At 71.5% G+C, this 21,432-nt stretch carries 16 protein-coding genes; 7 read left to right on the top strand and 9 right to left on the bottom strand.

Features of this window, described 5'->3' with window-relative positions:
- Nucleotides 1-185: 185 nt before the first annotated feature.
- The gene (locus tag ACFYW9_RS05355) at nucleotides 186-1,235 is read right to left on the bottom strand and encodes a LacI family DNA-binding transcriptional regulator (RefSeq protein ID WP_389145096.1); all 1,050 of its coding nucleotides are present in this window, start codon (nucleotides 1,233-1,235) and stop codon (nucleotides 186-188) included.
- Between the two features lie 309 nt (nucleotides 1,236-1,544).
- On the opposite strand from ACFYW9_RS05355, the gene ACFYW9_RS05350 reads away from it, so the two are divergent.
- The 3 genes from ACFYW9_RS05350 to ACFYW9_RS05340 are packed head-to-tail and all read left to right on the top strand — an operon-like array spanning nucleotide 1,545 to nucleotide 4,698.
- A complete protein-coding gene (locus ACFYW9_RS05350) occupies nucleotides 1,545-2,696 on the top strand; it encodes a Gfo/Idh/MocA family protein (RefSeq protein ID WP_389145093.1) in 1,152 nt (383 codons plus the stop codon).
- Nucleotides 2,693-3,850, top strand: coding sequence for a dihydrodipicolinate synthase family protein (locus tag ACFYW9_RS05345; protein WP_389145090.1), 1,158 nt, complete (start codon nucleotides 2,693-2,695; stop codon nucleotides 3,848-3,850). The genes ACFYW9_RS05350 and ACFYW9_RS05345 overlap by 4 nt, the downstream gene beginning before the upstream one ends.
- Entirely contained in the window at nucleotides 3,847-4,698 is an 852-nt protein-coding gene (locus ACFYW9_RS05340) for a sugar phosphate isomerase/epimerase family protein (RefSeq protein ID WP_389145087.1), read from the top strand. The genes ACFYW9_RS05345 and ACFYW9_RS05340 overlap by 4 nt, the downstream gene beginning before the upstream one ends.
- A gap of 134 nt (nucleotides 4,699-4,832) precedes the next feature.
- Here ACFYW9_RS05340 and ACFYW9_RS05335 read toward each other — a convergent pair whose 3' ends face one another.
- A complete protein-coding gene (locus tag ACFYW9_RS05335; protein WP_389145084.1) occupies nucleotides 4,833-6,053 on the bottom strand; it encodes an esterase/lipase family protein in 1,221 nt (406 codons plus the stop codon).
- A 462-nt stretch (nucleotides 6,054-6,515) separates the two neighbouring features.
- On the opposite strand from ACFYW9_RS05335, the gene ACFYW9_RS05330 reads away from it, so the two are divergent.
- Together ACFYW9_RS05330 and ACFYW9_RS05325 are read left to right on the top strand one after the other, a co-directional pair.
- Nucleotides 6,516-8,771: an ATP-dependent RecD-like DNA helicase gene (locus ACFYW9_RS05330; protein WP_351862847.1), complete on the top strand. Its 2,256-nt coding sequence runs from the start codon at nucleotides 6,516-6,518 to the stop codon at nucleotides 8,769-8,771.
- A 285-nt stretch (nucleotides 8,772-9,056) separates the two neighbouring features.
- Entirely contained in the window at nucleotides 9,057-10,346 is a 1,290-nt protein-coding gene (locus tag ACFYW9_RS05325) for a citrate synthase (RefSeq protein ID WP_351862848.1), read from the top strand.
- Nucleotides 10,347-10,926: 580 nt separating this feature from the next.
- On the opposite strand, the gene ACFYW9_RS05320 is transcribed toward ACFYW9_RS05325, so the two are convergent.
- From ACFYW9_RS05320 to ACFYW9_RS05305, 4 genes are all read right to left on the bottom strand, one after another.
- Nucleotides 10,927-13,170 (bottom strand): heavy metal translocating P-type ATPase, encoded by a 2,244-nt coding sequence (locus tag ACFYW9_RS05320; protein ID WP_389145079.1) that lies wholly within the window; start codon nucleotides 13,168-13,170, stop codon nucleotides 10,927-10,929.
- A gap of 89 nt (nucleotides 13,171-13,259) precedes the next feature.
- Nucleotides 13,260-13,499 (bottom strand): heavy-metal-associated domain-containing protein, encoded by a 240-nt coding sequence (locus ACFYW9_RS05315; protein WP_328669217.1) that lies wholly within the window; start codon nucleotides 13,497-13,499, stop codon nucleotides 13,260-13,262.
- A 96-nt stretch (nucleotides 13,500-13,595) separates the two neighbouring features.
- Nucleotides 13,596-14,552: a PrsW family intramembrane metalloprotease gene (locus ACFYW9_RS05310; protein ID WP_389145076.1), complete on the bottom strand. Its 957-nt coding sequence runs from the start codon at nucleotides 14,550-14,552 to the stop codon at nucleotides 13,596-13,598.
- A 199-nt stretch (nucleotides 14,553-14,751) separates the two neighbouring features.
- Nucleotides 14,752-15,426 (bottom strand): TetR/AcrR family transcriptional regulator, encoded by a 675-nt coding sequence (locus ACFYW9_RS05305; protein WP_351862851.1) that lies wholly within the window; start codon nucleotides 15,424-15,426, stop codon nucleotides 14,752-14,754.
- A 165-nt stretch (nucleotides 15,427-15,591) separates the two neighbouring features.
- Here ACFYW9_RS05305 and ACFYW9_RS05300 point away from each other — a divergent pair, with 165 nt between their 5' ends.
- Both ACFYW9_RS05300 and ACFYW9_RS05295 read left to right on the top strand, forming a co-directional pair.
- On the top strand, nucleotides 15,592-17,967 hold the full coding sequence (locus ACFYW9_RS05300; RefSeq protein WP_389145071.1) for an MMPL family transporter: 2,376 nt from the start codon (nucleotides 15,592-15,594) through the stop codon (nucleotides 17,965-17,967).
- A 42-nt stretch (nucleotides 17,968-18,009) separates the two neighbouring features.
- Nucleotides 18,010-19,053: a zinc-dependent alcohol dehydrogenase family protein gene (locus ACFYW9_RS05295; RefSeq protein ID WP_389145068.1), complete on the top strand. Its 1,044-nt coding sequence runs from the start codon at nucleotides 18,010-18,012 to the stop codon at nucleotides 19,051-19,053.
- On the opposite strand, the gene ACFYW9_RS05290 is transcribed toward ACFYW9_RS05295, so the two are convergent.
- The 3 genes from ACFYW9_RS05290 to ACFYW9_RS05280 form a co-directional block, all read right to left on the bottom strand.
- Complete coding sequence (locus ACFYW9_RS05290; RefSeq protein ID WP_389145065.1) at nucleotides 19,034-19,627, bottom strand: GNAT family N-acetyltransferase; 594 nt, start codon at nucleotides 19,625-19,627, stop codon at nucleotides 19,034-19,036. The genes ACFYW9_RS05295 and ACFYW9_RS05290 overlap by 20 nt on opposite strands.
- Before the next feature lie 116 nt (nucleotides 19,628-19,743).
- Nucleotides 19,744-19,944 (bottom strand): MerR family transcriptional regulator, encoded by a 201-nt coding sequence (locus ACFYW9_RS05285; protein WP_351862855.1) that lies wholly within the window; start codon nucleotides 19,942-19,944, stop codon nucleotides 19,744-19,746.
- A 395-nt stretch (nucleotides 19,945-20,339) separates the two neighbouring features.
- Nucleotides 20,340-21,317: a sugar phosphate isomerase/epimerase family protein gene (locus ACFYW9_RS05280; protein WP_389145061.1), complete on the bottom strand. Its 978-nt coding sequence runs from the start codon at nucleotides 21,315-21,317 to the stop codon at nucleotides 20,340-20,342.
- Nucleotides 21,318-21,432 lie beyond the last annotated feature (115 nt).

Below are 21,432 nucleotides of genomic sequence, written 5' to 3'. Positions count from 1 at the left end.
ATTCAGCCCCGGCCGGGGAAAACCAGCCCCTCCGGCGTTTGAGGAGCGGGGTCTGGGGCGGAGCCACCAGGGGTGGGACGGGTAGGGGCGGAGGGGGCGAAGACAGGCTGAGCCCCCGGGAACCCGGCCCCCGGGAGACCCCCGCGGAAGTGGGTCCAGGCCCAGGGGGGTCCGGGAAGGAGAGGTCAGCCCCGGGGAACCCCGGCGGACCCTCGCACCATCAACTCGCCGCGCACCGTGGCGATCCCGCCCGGCGGCGGCTCCTCGCGGCCCATGGCGATCCGCCCGGCACGGGCGCCCGCCTCCGAGAGCGGCAGCCGCACGGTCGTGAGGGCGGGTACCGCGTCGATGCTGAACGGCAGATCGTCGAAGCCCGCGACGGACACGTCGCCGGGGATGTCGAGACCGGAGTCGCGCAGCGCCGCGCAGGCGCCCAGCGCCACGGTGTCGTTCGCGGCGACGACCGCCGTCAACGACGGGTCACGGCGCAGGAGTTCCAGCGTCGCCTCGTAACCGGACCGGCGGTCGTAGCGGCCGTGCACGGTGCGCCGGGGGTCGTCCTCGATGCCGTGGGCGCCGAGCGCGGCGCGGTGACCCTCCAGCCGGTGGCGGGTCGTCGTGCGTTCCTCGGGGCCCGCGATGTATCCGAGCCGCCGGTGCCCGAGGCCGATCAGGTGTTCGGTGAGCTGTCTGCCGCCACCGCGGTTGTCGAAGGTGAGCGCGATCGCCCCGGGCGCCTCCGGCGCGGGCGGGCGCCCGCACAGCACGACCCGGGTGCCCGCTTCCGTCAGCTTGCGCAGCTTGGCCGCGACCGCGCTCGCGTGCGCGGTGTCCTCTATGGCGCCGCCGGTGAGCACGACCGCGGCGGCGCGCTGGCGCTGAAGGAGGGTGAGGTAGGTGAGCTCGCGCTCCGGGGAGCCGCCGGTGTTGCAGACGACCCCGAGCCGTTCCCCGCCCGCGCGCCCCCCGGGCCCGCCGATCTCCGACTGGATGGCCGCGGCCATGATCCCGAAGAAGGGGTCGGCGATGTCGTTGACCAGGATGCCGACGAGGTCGGAGGTCGCCGCGGCCAGGGAGCTCGCCGGTCCGTTCAGCACGTAGTCCAGTTCGTCCACCGCCCGCAGCACCCGATCGCGCGTGGAGGAGGCCACGGGGTAGTTCCCGTTCAGCACGCGCGACACCGTCGCGGGAGAGACCTGCGCGCGGGCCGCCACGTCCGCCAGGGTCACCGTCATCTCGTCGTCCTCCGGTCGCGCGTCGTGTCGTGCCACTTCGTACGTCTCGTACGTCGTCGTGCCTGGTCTTGTCTCGTCGTACGGCGTCGAACACGGAGCAGAAGGCCGGGTGCGCCGCTTCCTGTGGGCAGGGTCCGTGCAGACCATACGGCCAACGGCCCCCGTCGTTCGCCCCCTCGAACAACTCGACTTCGCGGTGGTCTTGTCCGGACCGCTGCACAGAGGCTAGCTTCTCAGCAGATAGAAAGCGCTTGCTAGCACGCTCACCTGTGAGCGTGCTCGGCGCCTGACGCGTACGAAGGGAATGACGTGACACGCAAGACGGTGCGGATCGCCATGAACGGCGTGACGGGACGCATGGGCTACCGCCAGCACCTCGTCCGCTCGATTCTCGCCCTGCGCGACCAGGGCGGCCTCGACCTCGGCGACGGCACCGTGCTGTGGCCCGAGCCCGTCCTCGTCGGCCGTCGCGAGCACGCGCTGAAGGCGCTCGCCGAGCGGCACGGCCTCGATCACTGGTCGACCGACCTGGACGCGGTGCTCGCCGATCCGTCCGTCGACCTCTACTTCGACGCCCAGGTGACGTCCGCCCGCGAGGAGGCCCTCAGGAAGGCCGTCGCCGCCGGCAAGCACATCTACACCGAGAAGCCCACCGCCACCGGGTTCGACGGAGCCCTCGAACTGGCCCGCCTCGCGCACGCCGCGGGCGTCAAGCACGGCGTCGTCCAGGACAAGCTCTTCCTCCCCGGCCTGCTCAAACTGAAGCGGCTCGTCGACGGCGGCTTCTTCGGGCGGATCCTGTCCGTCCGCGGGGAGTTCGGCTACTGGGTCTTCGAGGGCGACTGGCAGAGCGCCCAGCGGCCCTCCTGGAACTACCGCGCCGAGGACGGCGGCGGCATCGTCGTCGACATGTTCCCGCACTGGGAGTACGTCCTGCACGAGCTGTTCGGCCGCGTCACCTCGGTGCAGGCGCTGACCGCCACTCACGTCCCGCAGCGCTGGGACGAGCGGGGCAAGCCCTACGACGCCACGGCCGACGACGCGGCCTACGGCATCTTCGAGCTGGAGGGCGGCGCGGTCGCCCAGATCAACTCCTCCTGGACCGTGCGCGTCAACCGCGACGAGCTCGTGGAGTTCCAGGTCGACGGCACGGAGGGGTCCGCCGTCGCGGGACTGCGCAACTGCCGCGTCCAGCACCGCGGTTCCACCCCCAAGCCGGTCTGGAACCCGGACGTCCCGGCCACCTACTCCTTCCGCGAGCAGTGGCAGGAGGTCCCCGACAACGCCGAGTTCGACAACGGCTTCAAGGCCCAGTGGGAGCTGTTCCTGCGGCACGTCTACGCCGACGCCCCCTACCGCTGGGACCTCCTCGCCGGCGCCCGCGGCGTGCAACTCGCCGAGCTGGGCCTGAAGTCCTCGGCCGAGGGCCGCCGCCTCGACGTTCCGGAGATCGCGCTGTGACCATCCGGCTCCCGGGCGCCGACGGCCGGCTGCGGACCTACGAGCCGCGCAGGGACCCCCTCGCCCTCCTTCCCGACGGCGCGCCCCTCGCCTCCCGTACGGTCTTCTCGGCCGCGCACGTCGTCGCCGACCCGTACGCGGACATCTCGCCCGACGCGCCCGCCGCCGTCGACTGGGACGCCACGCTCGCCTTCCGGCGTCATCTGTGGTCGCACGGCCTCGGTGTCGCCGAGGCGATGGACACCGCCCAGCGGGGGATGGGCCTGGACTGGGCCGGGGCGGCCGAACTGATCCGGCGCTCCTCGGCCGAGGCCAGGGCCGTCGGCGGCAGGATCGCCTGCGGCGCCGGCACGGACCAGCTCACCGGCCCGGCCACGCTCCACGAGGTGCGGGCCGCGTACGAGGAACAGCTCGCCCTCGTCGAGGAGTCGGGCGCGCAGGCGGTCCTGATGGCCTCCCGGGCGCTCGCCGCGACCGCCGCCGGACCCGAGGACTACCTCGACGTCTACGGCCACCTCCTGCGCCAGTCCGCCGACCCGGTGATCCTGCACTGGCTGGGCCCGATGTTCGACCCGGCCCTGGAGGGCTACTGGGGCTCCGGCGACCTGGACGCGGCCACGGAGGTGTTCCTGGAGGTGATCGCCGCCCACCCGGACAAGGTGGACGGCGTCAAGGTCTCCCTGCTGGACGCCCGCCGGGAGGTCGAACTGCGCCGCCGCCTCCCGGACGGCGTCCGCTGCTACACCGGCGACGACTTCAACTACCCGGAGCTGATCGCGGGCGACGAGCGCGGCTTCAGTCACGCGCTGCTCGGCGTCTTCGACCCGCTCGGCCCCCTCGCCGCGCGGTCCGTACGGGTCCTGGACACCGGTGACGTCAAAGGCTTCCGCGAACTCCTCGACCCCACCGTCGAGTTGTCCCGGCACCTCTTCCGGCCCCCGACCCGCTTCTACAAGACGGGCGTTGTCTTCCTGGCCTGGCTCGCGGGTCACCAGGAGCACTTCGCGATGGTGGGCGGCCTGCAGTCGGCACGCTCGCTGCCGCACCTCGCGCGCGCCTACGAACTGGCCGACGGGCTGGGCCTGTTCCCGAGCCCGGAACGCGCCGAGGCGCGGATGAAGACCCTGCTGGCCCTGTACGGAGTGACCTCATGAACAGCCTCGCCCGCTTCTCCGTCAACCAGATGACGGTCAAACAGCTCTCGATGCCCGAACTGGTCGCGGCCTGCCGGGAGACGGGCGTCCCGGGCGTCGGCCTGTGGCGCGAACCCGTGCGGTCGTACGGCCTCGACGCCACCGCGAAGCTCGTCCACGACGCCGGTCTGGCCGTCACCACCCTGTGCCGGGGCGGCTTCCTCACGGCGATCGACCCGGGGGAGCGGCGGCGCGCCCTGGACGACAACCGGGCCGCCGTCGACGAGGCCGCGGTCCTCGGCACTGACACCCTCGTCCTGGTCTCCGGCGGCCTGCCGCCCGGTTCGAAGGACCTGCGCGGCGCCCGCGAGCGCATCGCCGACGCGCTCGGCGAACTGGGCCCGTACGCCGCCTCCCGCGGGGTGCGCCTGGCCGTCGAACCGCTGCACCCGATGTACGCGGCCGACCGCTGTGTGGTGTCCACACTCGCCCAGGCCCTGGACCTCGCGGAACGCTTCCCCGCCGAGCAGGTGGGCGTCACCGTCGACACCTACCACCTCTGGTGGGACGACACGGCGCCCGCCCAGATCGCCCGCGCGGGGGCGGGGGGCCGGATCCACAGCTTCCAGCTCGCCGACTGGACCACCCCGCTTCCCGAGGGTGTCCTCAACGGCCGCGGCCAGCTCGGCGACGGCTCGGTCGACTTCCGCGTGTGGCGCGGCCTGGTCGAGGCGGCGGGCTACACCGGATCCATCGAGGTCGAGCTCTTCAACGAGGAGCTGTGGGCCAGGGACGGGCGCGAGGTGCTGGCGGAGACGGCGGCACGGTTCGTGGAGCACGTGGAGCACGTGGAGCACGTGGTGCGATGACGGCGGGACCGGGACCGGGATCGAGACCGGGTCCGGATTCCGGCTCCGGCCCCGGCCCCGGACCCCGGTCCGAGGAGGTGATGGAGGAGGGGCCGTCGCCCGCCCGTGGGGGAGACGGGCGACGGGTCTGCCGGTCACTTCTCGAAGTGGTCCATCAGCCAGGTGCACAGCTCCTCGGTCGGGAGGGTGTGCGCCGTCGTCGTGGAGGAACAGAGGAACGCGTCCAGGCCGCTCCTGTCCGGGTCCAGGCCGTCGACCTCGGCGTACAGGTCGGCCTGCTTCTCGAAGCCCAGGATGTCGACCGCGCTCACGGAGGGGACGAAGCACACCTCGGCGTGCCGCAGATCGGCCTCCCCGCCCGCCGTCTCGATCGACTGGGCGAGGATCCCGTACGTCGCGAGCGTGCCGCCCGGTGCGCCGTCCAGCTCGGGGAAGCCGTCGGTCGTGATGGTCTTCTCGGCCGCCGGGAACGTCCGCTTCAGATAGGCGACCGTCACGTCGTCACCCTGGGCCTGGGTGTAGAAGGTGGTGCCGGGGTAGCGGACGTCCAGCCGCAGCGCGACCTCGCCGGGCTCGATCCCGGGCAGCCCGACGCCGTCGCCACGGCCGTTGGCGACGGCCACCTTGAGCGGGATCCGCGGCCACTGGCCGACCCGGTCGAGTTCGCTCAGCAGCGCCTCGCGCTCCGGGGCGACGCCGGTCTTCCCGGTCTTGTTGTCGTAGTGCTGCCACAGCATCTGCCGCGCGGCCTGGCTGTCCATCTGCTGGGTGAAGGGGTGGGGCCTGAGGTCGAGGCCCCGGGGGAGCAGGTAGGAGAACGCCTGGACCCCGGTGGGGATCGAGGCGCCACGGTGCGGGGTGTCGTAGGAGAAGTACACCCCCGTCTGGTGGTCCATGGCCCGGTTCTCCATCCTGGCCAGGGCGTAGCGGGTGACCAGCCCGCCCATGCTGAAGCCGCCCACGACCAGTCGGTGGTCGCCGACACGGCGGGCGATGGCCTCCAGGACGGTCGCCTCGACGGCCTCGGCGTTGTCCAGGACGGACGCCGTGCGGTTCTTGAAGCCCAGCAGGATCACGTCCATGCCGCGCCGGCGGAGCTCGCCGAGGAAGCCGTACTGCTCGCCCTCCAGGAACTGGTAGAGCTTCTTGAGGTCGCTCTCGCCGTGGTTGAAGCCGTCGGCGATGATCACCGGGCGGGTGAGCTCCCTGTTGCCGTCGCCGCGGAAGACCCAGGTGAAGCCTTTGGGGACGGTCCACTCGTCGTCGAAGTCCGGTACCTCGACCGGGTTGCCGGGTGAGGCAAGCGGATCGCCGATCGTGAACGGGCCGATCTCGGGCTCGGTGCTCTCGGACATGGGTGCGCTCCTTGTGGGAGGGGTGGGGGGACGTCCACAGTATTGGCGGCGATCGACCCCGATTACCCGCCTGACCTGCGGGTTCACTACAAGTGATGCAATGCCCGCCGGAGGTGTTTAGTGCGCCTGGCATGTGCCACAGGCCTGTTCGGTTCAGGTCGTGTCAGGTGGCGGTTCACGTAGGAAGGGCCGCCGGAAAAAAATCCGGAAGCGGTACAACCCTTCCGCGACTTCGCGGGTCGTACGTGGCATCAGGACCTTTGGAGGGGGATCCGGGGGGATCGCGGGGGTTCTGATACGGAGGGGAAAACCGAGGGGCCCGGTCGACGGACCGGGCCCCTCGAAATTTCTCCGCCCCTCGAACTTTTCGCGGCCGCGCCCGCGCCGTCCTCGGCGGGCCGCGATCGGGTGAGTCGTCCACAGCGCCCGAACACTGTCGGAGGCGGGCGGTACCGTCGGATCATGACCGATCAGGCGGGGGCCGCCCAGGCCGGCGAGCGACGACTGGCCACGCTGGAAGGCGTGCTCGAACGCATCACGTACGCCAACGAGGAGAACGGATACACGGTCGCCCGGGTCGACACCGGCCGGGGGGCGGGCGATCTGCTCACCGTCGTCGGCGCCCTGCTCGGCGCCCAGGTCGGCGAGTCCCTGCGCATGGAGGGCCGCTGGGGCTCCCACCCGCAGTACGGCAAGCAGTTCACCGTGGAGAACTACACCACCGTGCTCCCGGCCACGGTCCAGGGGATCCGCCGCTACCTCGGCTCCGGCCTGGTCAAAGGCATCGGACCCGTCTTCGCCGACCGCATCACCGGGCACTTCGGCCTGGACACCCTGCGGATCATCGAGGAGGAGCCGAAGCGGCTCATCGAGGTTCCCGGCCTCGGCCCCAAGCGCACGGGAAAGATCGCCGAAGCCTGGGAGGAACAGAAGGCGATCAAGGAGGTCATGCTCTTCCTCCAGACCGTGGAGGTGTCCACCTCCATCGCCGTCCGCATCTACAAGAAGTACGGCGACGCGTCGATCTCGGTCGTGAAGAACCAGCCCTACCGCCTGGCGTCCGACGTCTGGGGCATCGGCTTCCTCACCGCCGACAAGATCGCCCGGTCCGTCGGCATCCCGCACGACAGCCCGGAGCGCGTCAAGGCCGGCCTTCAGTACGCCCTGTCGCAGTCCACCGACCAGGGCCACTGCTACCTCCCCGAGGAGCGGCTGATCGCGGACGCGGTGAAGCTGCTCCAGGTCGACACCGGCCTGGTCATCGAGTGCCTGGCCGAGCTGGCGGCCCCCGCCGAGGACGGCGAGGACCCCGGTGTCGTACGGGAGAAGGTGCCCGGCCCGGACGGAGGCGACCCGGTGACGGCCGTCTACCTGGTCCCCTTCCACCGCGCCGAACTCTCGCTGTCCGCGCAGCTGCTGCGCCTGCTGCGCGCCGACCGGGACCGGATGCCCGGCTTCCGCGACGTGGCCTGGGACAAGGCACTGACCTGGCTGAAGGGGCGTACGGGCGCCGAGCTGGCCCCCGAGCAGGAGGCGGCGGTCCGGCTCGCGCTCACCGAGAAGGTCGCCGTGCTGACCGGAGGTCCGGGCTGCGGCAAGTCGTTCACGGTCCGCTCGATCGTGGAGCTGGCCCGCGCCAAGGGGGCCAAGGTCGTTCTCGCGGCGCCCACCGGCCGCGCCGCCAAGCGCCTGGCGGAGCTGACCGGAGCCGAGGCCTCCACCGTGCACCGGCTCCTGGAACTCAAGCCGGGCGGAGACGCGGCCTACGACAAGGACCGGCCGCTGGACGCCGACCTGGTGGTCGTGGACGAGGCCTCCATGCTCGACCTCCTGCTCGCCAACAAGCTGGTCAAGGCGGTGGGGCCGGGTGCCCATCTGCTCTTCGTCGGCGATGTCGACCAGCTTCCGAGCGTCGGCGCGGGCGAGGTCCTGCGCGACCTGCTCGCCGACCGGGGCCCCGTCCCCGCGGTGCGCCTCACCAAAGTCTTCCGCCAGGCCCAGCAGTCCGGTGTGGTGACCAACGCGCACCGGATCAACTCGGGGCAGCATCCGCTCACCGACGGCATGAAGGACTTCTTCCTGTTCGTCGAGGACGACACCGAGGAGGCCGGTCGGCTCACCGTGGACGTGGCGGCCCGGCGGATTCCGGCCAAATTCGGTCTCGACCCCCGCCGGGACATCCAGGTACTCGCGCCCATGCACCGGGGCCCGGCCGGCGCGGGGCATCTGAACGGACTGCTCCAGCAGGCCATCACCCCCGCCCGCCCGGACCTCGCCGAGAAGCGGATCGGCGGCCGTGTCTTCCGGGTCGGCGACAAGGTCACGCAGATCCGCAACAACTACGACAAGGGCGAGAACGGCGTCTTCAACGGCACCGTGGGTGTCGTCACCTCCCTGGATCCGGTCGAGCAGCGGCTGACGGTGCGCACCGACGAGGACGAGGAGGTGCCGTACGAATTCGACGAGCTCGACGAACTGGCCCACGCCTACGCGGTGACCATCCACCGTTCCCAGGGCAGCGAGTACCCGGCGGTGGTGATCCCCGTGACCACGGGCGCCTGGATGATGCTCCAGCGCAACCTGCTCTACACGGCGGTCACCCGGGCCAAGAAGCTCGTCGTTCTCGTCGGTTCGCGCAAGGCGATAGGCCAGGCGGTGCGTACGGTGTCCGCGGGACGCCGGTGCACGGCCCTGGACTTCCGGCTCTCCGGCGCGTGAACCAGCGCCTCCCCGCGCGGCGAAAGGCCCCGCCCGAGCGCCGAACGGGGCCTTTCGGACACGGTGCGAGCTCCATCACAAAAAATGATCGATCAAACGAGTCATGAAGGTCACAGAGCACTTCCGGTTGCGGGGCGAACGCGGCAGGATGAGCAGGTTGGCGGCACTGAGTGCCGTCGATAGGCCCAATGGTCGACCCCGAGTGCACTCTCCAGGGCCAAATGGGGGATGGTAGAGACAGTCAGGGCACCTCGAAGAAGAGGCACAACGTCGGTGAGGGATGACGTGAGCGACAACTCTGTAGTACTGCGGTTCGGCGATGGCGAGTACACCTACCCGGTGATCGACAGCACCGTCGGCGACAAGGGCTTCGACATCGGCAAGCTCCGCGCCCAGACCGGTCTGGTGACGCTGGACAGCGGGTACGGCAACACCGCCGCGTATAAATCCGCGGTCACCTATCTCGACGGTGAGCAGGGCATCCTCCGCTACCGGGGCTACCCGATCGAGCAGCTGGCCGAGCGTTCCACCTTCCTGGAGGTGGCCTACCTGCTGATCAACGGTGAGCTCCCGAACATCGACGAGCTCTCCACCTTCAAGAACGAGATCACGCAGCACACCCTGCTGCACGAGGACGTCAAGAACTTCTACCGGGGCTTCCCGCGTGACGCCCACCCGATGGCGATGCTCTCCTCGGTCGTCTCGGCGCTGTCGACCTTCTACCAGGACAGCCACAACCCGTTCGACGAGAAGCAGCGCAACCTCTCCACCATCCGGCTTCTCGCCAAGCTTCCGACGATCGCGGCCTACGCGTACAAGAAGTCGGTCGGTCACCCCTTCGTGTACCCGCGCAACAACCTCGGCTACGTCGAGAACTTCCTGCGCATGACCTTCTCGGTCCCCGCGCAGGACTACGAGCTCGACCCGGTGGTCGTCTCCGCGCTCGACAAGCTGCTGATCCTGCACGCCGACCACGAGCAGAACTGTTCGACCTCCACCGTGCGTCTGGTCGGCTCCTCGCAGGCGAACATGTTCGCCTCGATCTCCGCCGGCATCTCCGCGCTGTGGGGCCCGCTGCACGGCGGCGCCAACCAGTCGGTCCTGGAGATGCTCGAGGGCATCCAGGCCAACGGCGGCGACGTCGACTCCTTCATCCGCAAGGTGAAGAACAAGGAGGACGGCGTCCGCCTGATGGGCTTCGGCCACCGGGTGTACAAGTCCTTCGACCCGCGCGCGAAGATCATCAAGGCCGCCGCGCACGACGTCCTGTCCGCTCTCGGCAAGTCCGACGAGCTGCTGGACATCGCGCTGAAGCTGGAGGAGCACGCGCTCTCCGACGACTACTTCGTCTCGCGCAACCTCTACCCGAACGTCGACTTCTACACCGGCCTGATCTACCGCGCCATGGGCTTCCCGACCGAGATGTTCACGGTCCTGTTCGCCCTCGGCCGGCTGCCGGGCTGGATCGCCCAGTGGCACGAGATGATCAAGGAGCCCGGCTCCCGCATCGGCCGCCCGCGTCAGATCTACACGGGCATCGTCGAGCGCGACTTCGTGCCGGTCGAGGCCCGCTGAGGCTCGTACACGACCACCGGGCTCCCGTGCGGGGCCCGGTGAACGCGTGAGCGACGACGAAAAAACGGAAAGCGCCCTGCTACTGGTCCCCCCACGGGCCGGCAGTCAGGGCGCTTTCCTTGTCCCGGTGCGGATTCCCCCCACGGGATCCGGCCGGGCGTCTGTGGACAGCGCCTGAATCGCTGTGTGCCGGCACGAGCCGGCGGTGAGCCGGGCGAGCGGTGCTCGCCGTACTGCGGTGGTGCGGTGCGATCTGCCGGGACGCGTACGGATCGGGAGGGCCGCTCAAAGCTCCCCGCTGTACGTGCCCCGGCGACGCAATTTCCGGGAACGTCCCCCAAGACATCCCCAGATGCCAGTCGCGCCCCCCAAGACGCTTCTGACATCGCCAACTTAGACCGACGAACCCCTTCGGTGGTTACGTTCACATCACTGTGATCTGGATCTCTTGCATATGTCCTGAAGATACGCAAGAGCCACGATATGGGAATCGAGGACCAATCGTAAGGAAGATGCGCGAGCCTTGTGAAGAGCTTATGTGAGGCTCTCGTTGGACTCTAGGGGGACTCGTGGTCTGTCGTCACGCGAATGCGCGCAGTCGAAGGCTGTTCGTGACCACGAAGACCGAGGAGAAGGCCATCGCCGCTCCCGCGATCATGGGGTTCAGCAGGCCGGCGGCGGCCAGCGGAAGCGCCGCCACGTTGTAGCCGAAGGCCCAGACCAGATTCCCCTTGATCGTCGACAGCGTGGCGCGGGCCAGCCGGATCGCGTCCGCGGCCACCCGCAGATCCCCGCGCACGAGCGTCAGATCGCTCGCCTCGATCGCCGCGTCCGTCCCCGTGCCCATCGCGAGGCCCAGATCGGCGGTGGCGAGCGCCGCCGCGTCGTTCACCCCGTCGCCGACCATCGCAACCGTCCGCCCCTCGCCCCGCAGCCGCCGGACCACGGCGACCTTGTCCTCGGGCAGCACCTCGGCGAACACGTCGCCCGGGGCGATGCCGACCTCCCGTGCCACGGCCTCGGCGACCGCCCGGTTGTCCCCGGTCAGCAGCATCGGCGTGAGACCGAGGTCCCGCAGTTCGCGCACGGCCTCGGCGCTGGTCTCCTTGACCGTGTCGGCGACGGCCAGCACGCCCGCCGCCGTGCCGTCCAGGGTGACCACGACGGCCGTACGGCCCGCCGCCTCGGCCGCGTTCTTCGCGTCCGCAAGCGTTTCCGGCAGCGCGCCCGGGAACCGTCCGACGGTGACGTCGCGGCCGTCCACACGCCCGCGCACGCCTCGCCCCGGCACGTTCTCGAAGTGCTCGGGCGCCGGAAGGTCACCGACGCGCTCCTGAGCGCCTGTCGCGATCGCTCGGGCAACCGGATGCTCCGAGGCGTGTTCCAGGGCTCCCGCGAGCCGCAGGACGTCTTCCTCGGCCCGTCCCCCGGCGACGTACACCTCGTGCAGGCTCATGCGGCCCGTCGTCACCGTGCCGGTCTTGTCCAGCAGGACGGTGTCGACCCGGCGGGTGGACTCCAGGACCTCGGGCCCCTTGATCAGGATGCCGAGCTGGGCGCCGCGGCCGGTGCCGACCATCAGGGCGGTCGGGGTGGCCAGGCCGAGCGCGCACGGGCAGGCGATGATCAGCACCGCGACGGCGGCGGTGAAGGCCGCGACCGTGTCCCCGGTGACCGCGATCCAGGCCCCGAAGGTGCCGAGCGCGATGACCAGCACGACGGGCACGAAGACCCCGGAGATCCGGTCGGCGAGACGCTGCACCTCGGCCTTGCCGTTCTGGGCGTCCTCGACGAGCCGGGCCATCCGGGCGAGCTGGGTGTCCGAGCCGATCCGGCCGGCCTCGACGACGAGCCGGCCCCCGGCGTTCACGGTCGCACCGGTGACGGCGTCCCCGACGCCCACGTCCACCGGCACCGACTCGCCGGTCAGCATGGACGCGTCCACCGCCGACGTGCCCTCGACGACGGTCCCGTCGGTGGCGATCTTCTCGCCGGGCCGGACGACGAAGCGGTCACCGACGGCCAGTTGCGCCACCGGGAGGCGGACCTCACGGCCGTCCCGCAGGACGCCGACGTCCTTGGCGCCGAGCTCCAGCAGCGCCCGCAGCGCCGCTCCGGCGCGCCGCTTGGAGCGGGCCTCCAGGAAGCGGCCGAGCAGGATGAACGCGATGACGCCCGCGGCCACCTCCAGGTAGAGGGTGGAGGCGCCGTCCGTACGGGAGACGGTGAACTCGAAGCCGTGCCGCATGCCCGGCATCCCCGCGTCGCCGAAGAAGAGCGCCCACAGGGACCAGCCGAACGCGGCGAGGGTGCCGACCGACACCAGGGTGTCCATGGTGGCCGCTCCGTGCCGCGCGTTCGTCACGGCGGCCCGGTGGAAGGGCAGCCCGCCCCAGACCACCACGGGCGCGGCGAGCGTCAGTGAGAGCCACTGCCAGTTCTCGAACTGGAGGGCCGGGATCATCGACATGAGGACGACGGGCAGGGCGAGCACCGCGGAGACGGTCAGCCGCTCGCGCAGGGAGGCCGTCTCGGGATCGTCGGCGGCGGGAGGCGCCTCCTGCTCGGGCGGAGCGGGCGGCGGGGGCTCCTCGGCGGTGTAGCCCGTCTTCACCACGGTGGCGATCAGATCGGCGACCCGTACCCCCTCGGGGTAGGAGACCTTGGCCTTCTCCGTCGCGAAGTTGACCGTGGCGGTGACGCCGTCCATGCGGTTGAGCTTCTTCTCGACGCGGGCCGCGCAGGAGGCGCAGGTCATCCCGCCGATGGAGAGCTCGATCTCCGAGGCGGTGCCTATCGGCGTCTCGGGTGCTGCGGTGGTCATGGTGCGGCTCCAGGAAGGGGCCGGGCCGCGCGGAGCCGGTATCAGCCGGTCGGCACGACCCGGTACGGAGGGGGAGAGCTGCGGGTCGCTCAGGCCTGGCCGACGAGCTCGAAGCCCGCCTCGTCGACCGCGGCGCGGACGGCGTTCTCGTCGAGCGCGGCCGCGGAGACGACGGTGACCTCGCCGGTCGAGGCGACGGCCTTCACCGAGCTCACGCCGGGGATCGCGGAGATCTCGCCGCTGACGGAGCCTTCACAGTGTCCGCAGCTCATGCCGCTCACCTGGTAGACGGTGGTGACGGAACCCGGGGTGCCGGTCTGGGCGGTCATGGCGTTACTCCTCGTCGAGGCGTTCTGGGGTGTGCGCTTACGGGAGGGATCCCTGGGAACCCAGGGTTCCCCCCCGATGTTCACCACACTATACCCCTAGGGGGTATTTCTCCAAGCAGCGTCGCGGTGCGCCAGCGAGTGCGCCCAGGCCAGCCCCACGAGCGCGACGAGGAACAGGCCGCCCACCGAGAGCAGGGTGAAGAGGTGGTCCTGTCCGCCGGTGGACCGCGGCAGCCGGCCCGGGGCGAAACGCGTTCCGTCGAGTCCGGCGCGGGTGAGCCGGGCCACCAGCCACAGCGCGATCCCGTGCGTGGAGTCCCACAGCGCGTGCAGCAGGGAGGCGCCGAGGCAGGCGCCGGCCAGCCGTGCGGTGAGGCGGAAGCGCCCGTCGGCGCGGCGCCGCGCCAGCAGGGCCGCGCCGGTGACCGCGGTCCACAGGCCGTGTCCGAACGGGGTGAGCACCCCGCGCGGGATCTCGGTCTCCAGGAGCGTGCGCAGGCCGACGCCCCGCAGGGACACGGCCGCGTCGAAGGCGTGGCCCGCGCTCTCCAGGGCCGCGAAACCGAACCCGAGCGTCGCGCCGAGCACCAGACCGGCCCGTGGTCCGCGGATCCGGGTGTGCCGACGCAGCAGGAACATCAGCGCGCCGAGCTTCACGGCCTCCTCGGCGAGTCCGGTGCCCACGTACGTCCACGGTGAAGGGCGGGTGAGCTGGTACTCCGTCACCGAGGCGCCGAGCACGCCCAGGGCGCCGCCGGCCAGGAAGCAGCCGAGGACCGCACTCGTGCCCAGGTCACGGCCGTGCCGCTCGTACGCCCAGAGCACGAAGGAGACGGGCGCGAGGAAGCCGCCGAGCAGGATCAGGGTCGGCAGCGGCGTGACGTCCGCCGTGGCGTACGTGACGACCGCGGTCAGCGCCCAGAGGGCCAGGCCGATGCCCAGGCAGCGCTTCCAGAGGCCGGCGGGGATCCGGGGGTACGGCGGCGGGGGCTGCTGCGGTCCGGGAATGCGGGCCCGGGGTGTACCCGGTGGCTGATTCTGGGGCACGGCCATCCCTCTGTCCCTCGGGGGCGGCCCGTGGGCTCGGACGGGGGACCCGCGTTCCGGCGCGTCGGGGCGGCCCCTGATGCGGGACGCGGGGGCGTGCGGACGGATCGATGCCGCGGATCACTGATCGATTTGTCCGAACCTTATGACACATGTCCTTGATGTCGCAGGCCGGAACGCTGGTTCCGGCCCCGTCCGGCGCGGCTCAGTGTCCGGCGGGTGACCCGCTTGCGAGCAGCGGCTCCAGATAGCGGTGCATGACCGTCTTCAGCTCCGCGATGTAGGCGTCCCGTTCGGCGCCCTCGTGGGACATGACCAGGGTGAGACCGGCCTTGAACAGGTGGACCGTCATGTTCGCCGTGCGGGTGCGTTCGGCGGAGGGCATGTCCGGCAGGCGGGCCGCGATCATCTCCTCGACGCGGGCGAGGAGGGTGCCGTGCAGGGTGCCGATCTCCTCGACGATCACCCCCGGGGTGTCGGCGCCGTGCATCAGGACGGCGAAGGCCGGGTTCTCGACGTTGAACGCGATCAGCGGGTCCAGGACCGCGTCGAGCATCCGGTCCAGCGGGAGTCCGGCGTTCTCGTGGGCGAGCGCCTGTCCGTGCGACCGGGCCCAGTGGTCGAGGAGCTGGTCGCTGAGGCCGACGGCGATGGCCTCCTTGTTCGGGAAGAACTGGTAGAGCGTGCCGGGTGAGACGCCGGCCTCGCGGGCGATGGCGTTGGTGCTCGCCGCGGTGTAGCCGGACCGGCAGAACACCGAGGCCGCCGCTTCCAGGAGCTGGGCGACGCGGCGCTCGCCGCGGGCCTGGCGGCGGCGCGGCTTCTCCTCGGCCGGCTGCGGGTGCTCCGGGGACTCCTCGGTCTGCTGATTCTCGGGCACGGGTCATCCCCAGCTTCTCGGGACACGATTGACAAACGCGAGCGGTCACTCGCATTCTTGAAAAACGCGAGCGACGACTCGTGTTTGCCAGTCTATGGCAATGGGCGATCCATGATGCCTGCACGGATGCGGGTCATCGGGTCACGGTGAAGGGGACACCGCATCATGTCCGAAGTCGACGGCGCGGACGACGGGCCCGCGAAGAGGCCCGGCGAGGACCCGGGCGACGGCGGGAGCGGGGAAACGGGTACGGGCGGCGCCACGGAATCGGGCGGCGGTACGGGCGGGGGTGCGCGCCTCGGCGGCTGGACCCGGTTCGTGACCGCGCGGCCACGGCTCTCGCTGCTCGTCGCCCTCCTGCTGACCGCGCTCGCCGTGGTCGCCGGCAGCGGCGTCGCGGACCGGCTGGGCAGCGGCGGCTGGGAGGATCCCACCGCGCAGTCCACGTACGCGACCAAGGCGCTGGAACGGGAGTTCCCCGCCTCCCAGCCCAATCTGCTGCTCCTCCTCGACGCGGGCGGGGCCTCGGTCGACGACCCGTCGGTCGCGGCGGAGGCGAAGCGGATCGCGGCACGTCTGGCCGCCGAGCCCGGCGTCACCGGCGTCGGTTCGTACTGGCAGTCCGGTTCACCCGGGCTCAAGGCGCGCGACGGCCACGAAGCGCTGATCGCCGCCCGGCTCACCGGCGACGAGACGGCCGCGGCCGACACCCTGGACCGCCTCGCACCCTCCTACCGAGGAAAGAGCGGGCCCGTCGAGGTCGAGGTCGGCGGACCCGTCGCCGTACGCCACGAGATGCAGACGACCATCAAGGAGGACCTCACCCGGGCCGAGATGATCGCCCTTCCGGTGACCCTCCTGCTGCTGGTCATGGTCTTCGGGAGCGCCGTCGCCGCCCTGCTCCCGCTCGGGGTCGGGATCATCGCGATCCTCGGCACCAACGCCGTGCTGCGCGGACTCACCGAGGTCACGGACGTCTCGGTCTTCGCGATGAACCTGACGACGGCCCTCGGCCTCGGACTCGCCATCGACTACGCCCTGTTCATCGTCCGCAGGTTCCGCGAGGAACTGGCCACCGGCGCACCGCCGCGCGCCGCGATCGGTGTCACCCTGCGCACCGCGGGCCGGACCGTTCTCTTCTCCTCCCTCACGGTCGCCGTGTCGCTGGCCGCGATGCTCGTCTTCCCGCAGTACTTCCTGCGCTCCTTCGCCTACGCGGGCATCGCCGTCGTGCTGCTCGCCGCGGCCGCCGCCCTGATCCTGCTCCCCGCCGCGCTCATGCTCCTCGGCGACCGGGTGAACTCCCTGGACCTGAGGCGTCTGTTCCGGCGCGGAAGGCAGGACCCGGCCGACGGCGGGGCGGCGTGGGGCCGCATGGCCGCCCTCGTCATGCGCAGGGCACCGCTCTTCGCGGTGGCCACCACGGCCGGCCTCATCGTGCTCGGACTGCCCTTCCTGGGCGTGAAGTTCGGCACGGCCGACGACCGTCAGCTGCCCTCGGGCGCGGAGTCGCACATCGTCCAGCAGCACATCCGCGACGGCTTCCCGGGCAGCCCCGGCGGCGCTCTGGAGGTCCTGGCCGAGGGGAGCGCGACGCGGACGGAGTACGCCCGGTACCGGGAGCGGATCGCCGCGCTGCCCGAGGTGCTGCGTGTGGACGGCCCGCTGGTGAAGGGCGACGCCGCCTACTTCTCGGTGCTGCCCGAGGGCGAGGCCGTGGACGAGGGAGCCCAGCGGCTGGTGGGCGAACTCCGGGCGGCCGACGCTCCGTTCAAGACCTCCGTGACCGGCACGGCGGCCGTCCTGGTCGACTCCAAGCACGCGATAGCCGACCGGCTCCCGTGGGCGGCCGGCTTCATCGCGATCGTCACGCTGTTCCTGGTGTTCCTGCTGACGGGCAGCGTGCTGATCCCGGTCCAGGCGGTCCTGCTCAACGCGCTGAGTCTGACCGCGATGTTCGGCGCGGTGGTCTGGGTCTTCCAGGACGGCCATCTCTCCGGACTCCTCGACTTCACCGGTTCCGGGTCGATCGAGACGACCCTCCCGGTCCTGATGTTCTGCGTGGCCTTCGGTCTCTCCATGGACTACGGCGTCTTCCTCCTCTCCCGGATCAAGGAGGAGTACGACCACACCGGCGACCACCGGGAGGCGGTCCGCTTCGGACTCCAGCGCACCGGAGGACTGATCACCGCGGCCGCGGTCATCCTCGCGGTGGTGATGGTCGCCATCGGCACCTCCCGGGTGGCCAACACCAAGATGCTCGGACTGGGCGTCGCGCTGGCCGTCCTGATGGACGCGATGGTCGTCCGGAGCCTGCTGGTCCCGGCGGTCATGCGGCTGACGGGCACGGCCACCTGGTGGGCGCCCGGACCCCTGCGGCGCTTTCACGACCGGTTCGGCCTCAGCGAGGCGGAGACACCGAAGCCGGCCCCGGCCGCCGAGCCGGTCGCGGACGCGGTGTCCAAGGCCGGGCCGGCCCCGGACGCGGTGCCGGAAGAGCCGGCGGAGTCCGGCCGGGACAGGGCCGAGGCGCGCGGATAGCGTTTCCGCGGGAGCTGATCTCCGAGTGGAGGGCGGGAGCGGATGCGGGCAGTGGTGTTCGAGCGGTACGGGGAGCCGGCCGAGGTCCGGGAGGTGGCGGACCCGGCGCCCGCGGAGCACGGCGTGGTGGTGCGGGTCGAGGCCACGGGACTGTGCCGCAGCGACTGGCACGGCTGGATGGGCCACGACCCGGACATCACGCTGCCGCATGTGCCGGGCCATGAACTGGCCGGGGTGATCGAGGCGGTGGGCGCCGGGGTGAGCGGCCATCGCCCCGGCGACCGGGTCACCGTCCCGTTCGTCTGCGCCTGCGGAAGCTGCCCCGCCTGCGCGGCGGGCGACCAGCAGGTGTGCGAGCGCCAGACCCAGCCGGGGTTCACGCACTGGGGCTCCTTCGCCCAGTACGTGGCGCTCGACCACGCGGAGGTGAACCTGATCCCGCTGCCGCCGGAGCTGTCCTTCGCGACGGCGGCCTCGCTGGGATGCCGGTTCGCCACGGCGTTCCGGGCCGTGGTCGCACAGGGGAGGGCGGCCCCGGGAGAGTGGGTCGCGGTGTACGGCTGCGGCGGTGTGGGCCTTTCGGCGGTGATGATCGCGGCGGCCTTCGGGGCGCGGGTCGTGGCCGTCGACGTGTCCTCCGCGGCGCTCGGCCTGGCGCGGAGGTTCGGGGCGGAGGAGTGCGTGGACGCCTCCGCCGTGGCCGACCCGGCGCGGGCGGTCCGTGAACTGACCGGCGGCGGCGCGCATGTGTCGCTGGACGCCCTCGGATCGCCCGGCACCTGCGCGGCCTCGGTCGAGGGCCTGCGCCGCCGCGGCCGGCACGTCCAGGTCGGCCTGCTGCCCTCACCGACCGGTGTCACCCCGGTCCCGATGGCCCGGGTGATCGCCCTCGAACTCGAACTCCTCGGCAGCCACGGGATGGCGGCCCACGCCTATCCGCCGCTGCTGGAGTCGGTCCGCGCCGGGACCCTCCGGCCCGACCTCCTGGTGACGTCCGCCATCACCCTGGACGCGGCCCCGGCGGCACTGGCGGCGATGGGCTCGGCACCGGGATCGGGGGTGACGGTCATCGAGCCGTGGAGCTGACGGCCGTCGGGCCGGTGGGATGTCCCCGGTGGGCGGCCCACTCGTGGGCCAGGACCGACATCCGTACGGCGTCGATCCACTCGCCGTCCTGGAGCAGCGTCTGGCGTTCGATCCCCTCGGCCACGAAGCCGGCCTTCTCGTAGGCGCGGCGGGCGCGGTGGTTGAAGGCGAAGACGTACAGCGAGACGCGGTGCAGGGCCAGTCGCTCGAAAGCGTGTCCGACGATGAGCCGGGTGGCCTCGGTGCCGAGCCCCCGGTCCCGGCCGCGCGGCCCGATGAGGATGCGGAACACGCAGTTGTGGTTGTGCCGGTCCCACTCGTGGAGGACGGCCTCGCCGACCAGTTCACCGGTGGCGCGGTCCACCACGCCGAGGTCCAGCCGGTCCGGCTGGTCGTTGCGCGTCCCGTACCAGGAGCGCAGCCGCTCCGGCCCCAACTCCTCGTCGGGGCTGCCGGTGAGCCGCAGGACCTCGGGGTCGCCGAGGATCTCGGTCATCACGGGGACGTCGTCCGGCGTGAACGGCCGGAGCAGGGTCTTCTCGCCGCTGAGGACGGGTTTCTCGGAGAAGCTCATCGGTGGATCATCGACGGGCGGCCGGCGCGACGGCAATCGAATTCGGGGCGGCACCCCACCCGGAGGTGAGGCGCCGCCAGGAGAGGTGCCCGACGCGCGGGAACCCCGTAGCAGGGTCATCTGTCGCTGCGGCCCCGGTTTCCCGGGCGGGCGGCGACCCAGGCACGGACGGTGTCGGCGTACCAGTAGGGCTTTCCGGCTTCGACGTGGTCGGGCGGCGGCAGCAGCCCGTGCTTGCGGTAGGACCGGACGGTGTCCGGCTGCACCTTGATGTGCGCGGCGATCTCCTTGTACGACCAGAGCGTGCGGTCGGTCATGAGTGGTACCTCCCCGCGCGCGCCGCGGCGGCGGCCTGGGACGGTCGTCGGGGGAGCCGGGCGCTGCGCTGGTGATCACAAAGCGTGTGCCCGGTGAACGACGCAGCGTGAGCGCCGGGCTGTGACTGTCGACCGGGTGTGACCCAAGACCCGCGTAAACGCGACATGTGTGACACAGGGGTGTTCTTTGTGACACGAGTGACGCATTGGCGGTAGCGGGCCGGGGAGGGCGGAGGGAGTGGAGGGGGCAGAGGGGTGGAGGGGGCGGAGGCGCCGGTGCTTTTCGGCCGCCGCCCGGCGGGGCGGCCCGGTGGTGCTGACGGCCTGTCGGACCCCGAGCACCCGGCGGGCCGGCGGGCCGGGGATCGGGGGGCCGGGTGTCCGGGAGGCGGGCGTCAGGCCCCGCAGGACCGCAGGAAAGCCCGGGTGCGCCGGGCGATGGGCAGCGGCTTGTCCGGCGGGCACGGGTACATGTCCTGCTCGACGATCGCGAAGAGCTCGACGCCGAGGTCCTGCGCGGCGGCGAGGACGGGTTCCAGCGCCGGTACGCCGGAGGGCGGTTCGCACATCACGCCGCGTGCGACGGCGGGCCCGAACGGCAGCTCCTCGGCCCGCACCCCGGCCAGCACCTGCGGGTCCACCTGCTTGAGGTGGAGGTAGCCGACGCGTTCGCCGTACGTCTCGATGAGCTTGACGCTGTCACCGCCGCAGTAGGCGTAGTGGCCCGTGTCCAGACAGAGCGACACCAGCGAGGAGTCGGTCGCGTCGAGGAAACGGGTGACGTTCTCCTCGCTGTCGATGTGCGTGTCGGCGTGCGGATGGACGACGACGCGCAGCCCGTAGCGCTCGCGCACCTCATGGGCGAGCCGCTCGGTCTGGGTGGTCAGATCGCGCCACTGGGCCGGCGTCAGCACGCTGTCCTCCAGCACCGCGCCGGTCTTGTCGTCCCGCCAGAAGGCCGGGATGACCACGAGATGCCCGGCGCCCATCGCCTGGGCGAGCGCCGCGATGTCCGAGACGTGCGCCCAGGTGGACTCCCACACGTCGGGACCCCGGTGCAGCCCGGTGAAGACGGTGCCCGCCGAGACGCTGAGCCCGCGCCGGGCGGTCTCCTCCCGCAGGACGTCCGGATCGGTGGGCAGATAGCCGTACGGGCCGAGCTCGATCCACTCGTAGCCGGATCCGGAGACCTCGTCGAGGAAGCGCTGCCACGGGACCTGCCCGGGGTCGTCGGGGAACCAGACGCCCCAGGAGTCGGGAGCCGAACCGATCCGGATGCGCGACAGTGAGGAGGGAGGTGACGACCGCGGTGACGACCTCGGTGAGGGTCCGGGGGGCGGCTGCGGCGATGACTGCGGCGGCGACGACGTCATGGGCGTCAGCTTCCGGCGGCTCCCGGGAGGTGTCAAGCCCTGGTCCGAATGTCTGGACAAAACGTTGACAGGGTCCCCTCGCGGGACTAGACCTGGGGGCAGCCGCAGGGACCGC

Source organism: Streptomyces sp. NPDC002698 (genome assembly GCF_042888945.1).
In the GTDB taxonomy this organism is placed as follows: domain Bacteria; phylum Actinomycetota; class Actinomycetes; order Streptomycetales; family Streptomycetaceae; genus Streptomyces.
Note: the sequence above shows the minus strand (reverse complement) of the source record. Positions and strands in the feature narration are given on the sequence as shown.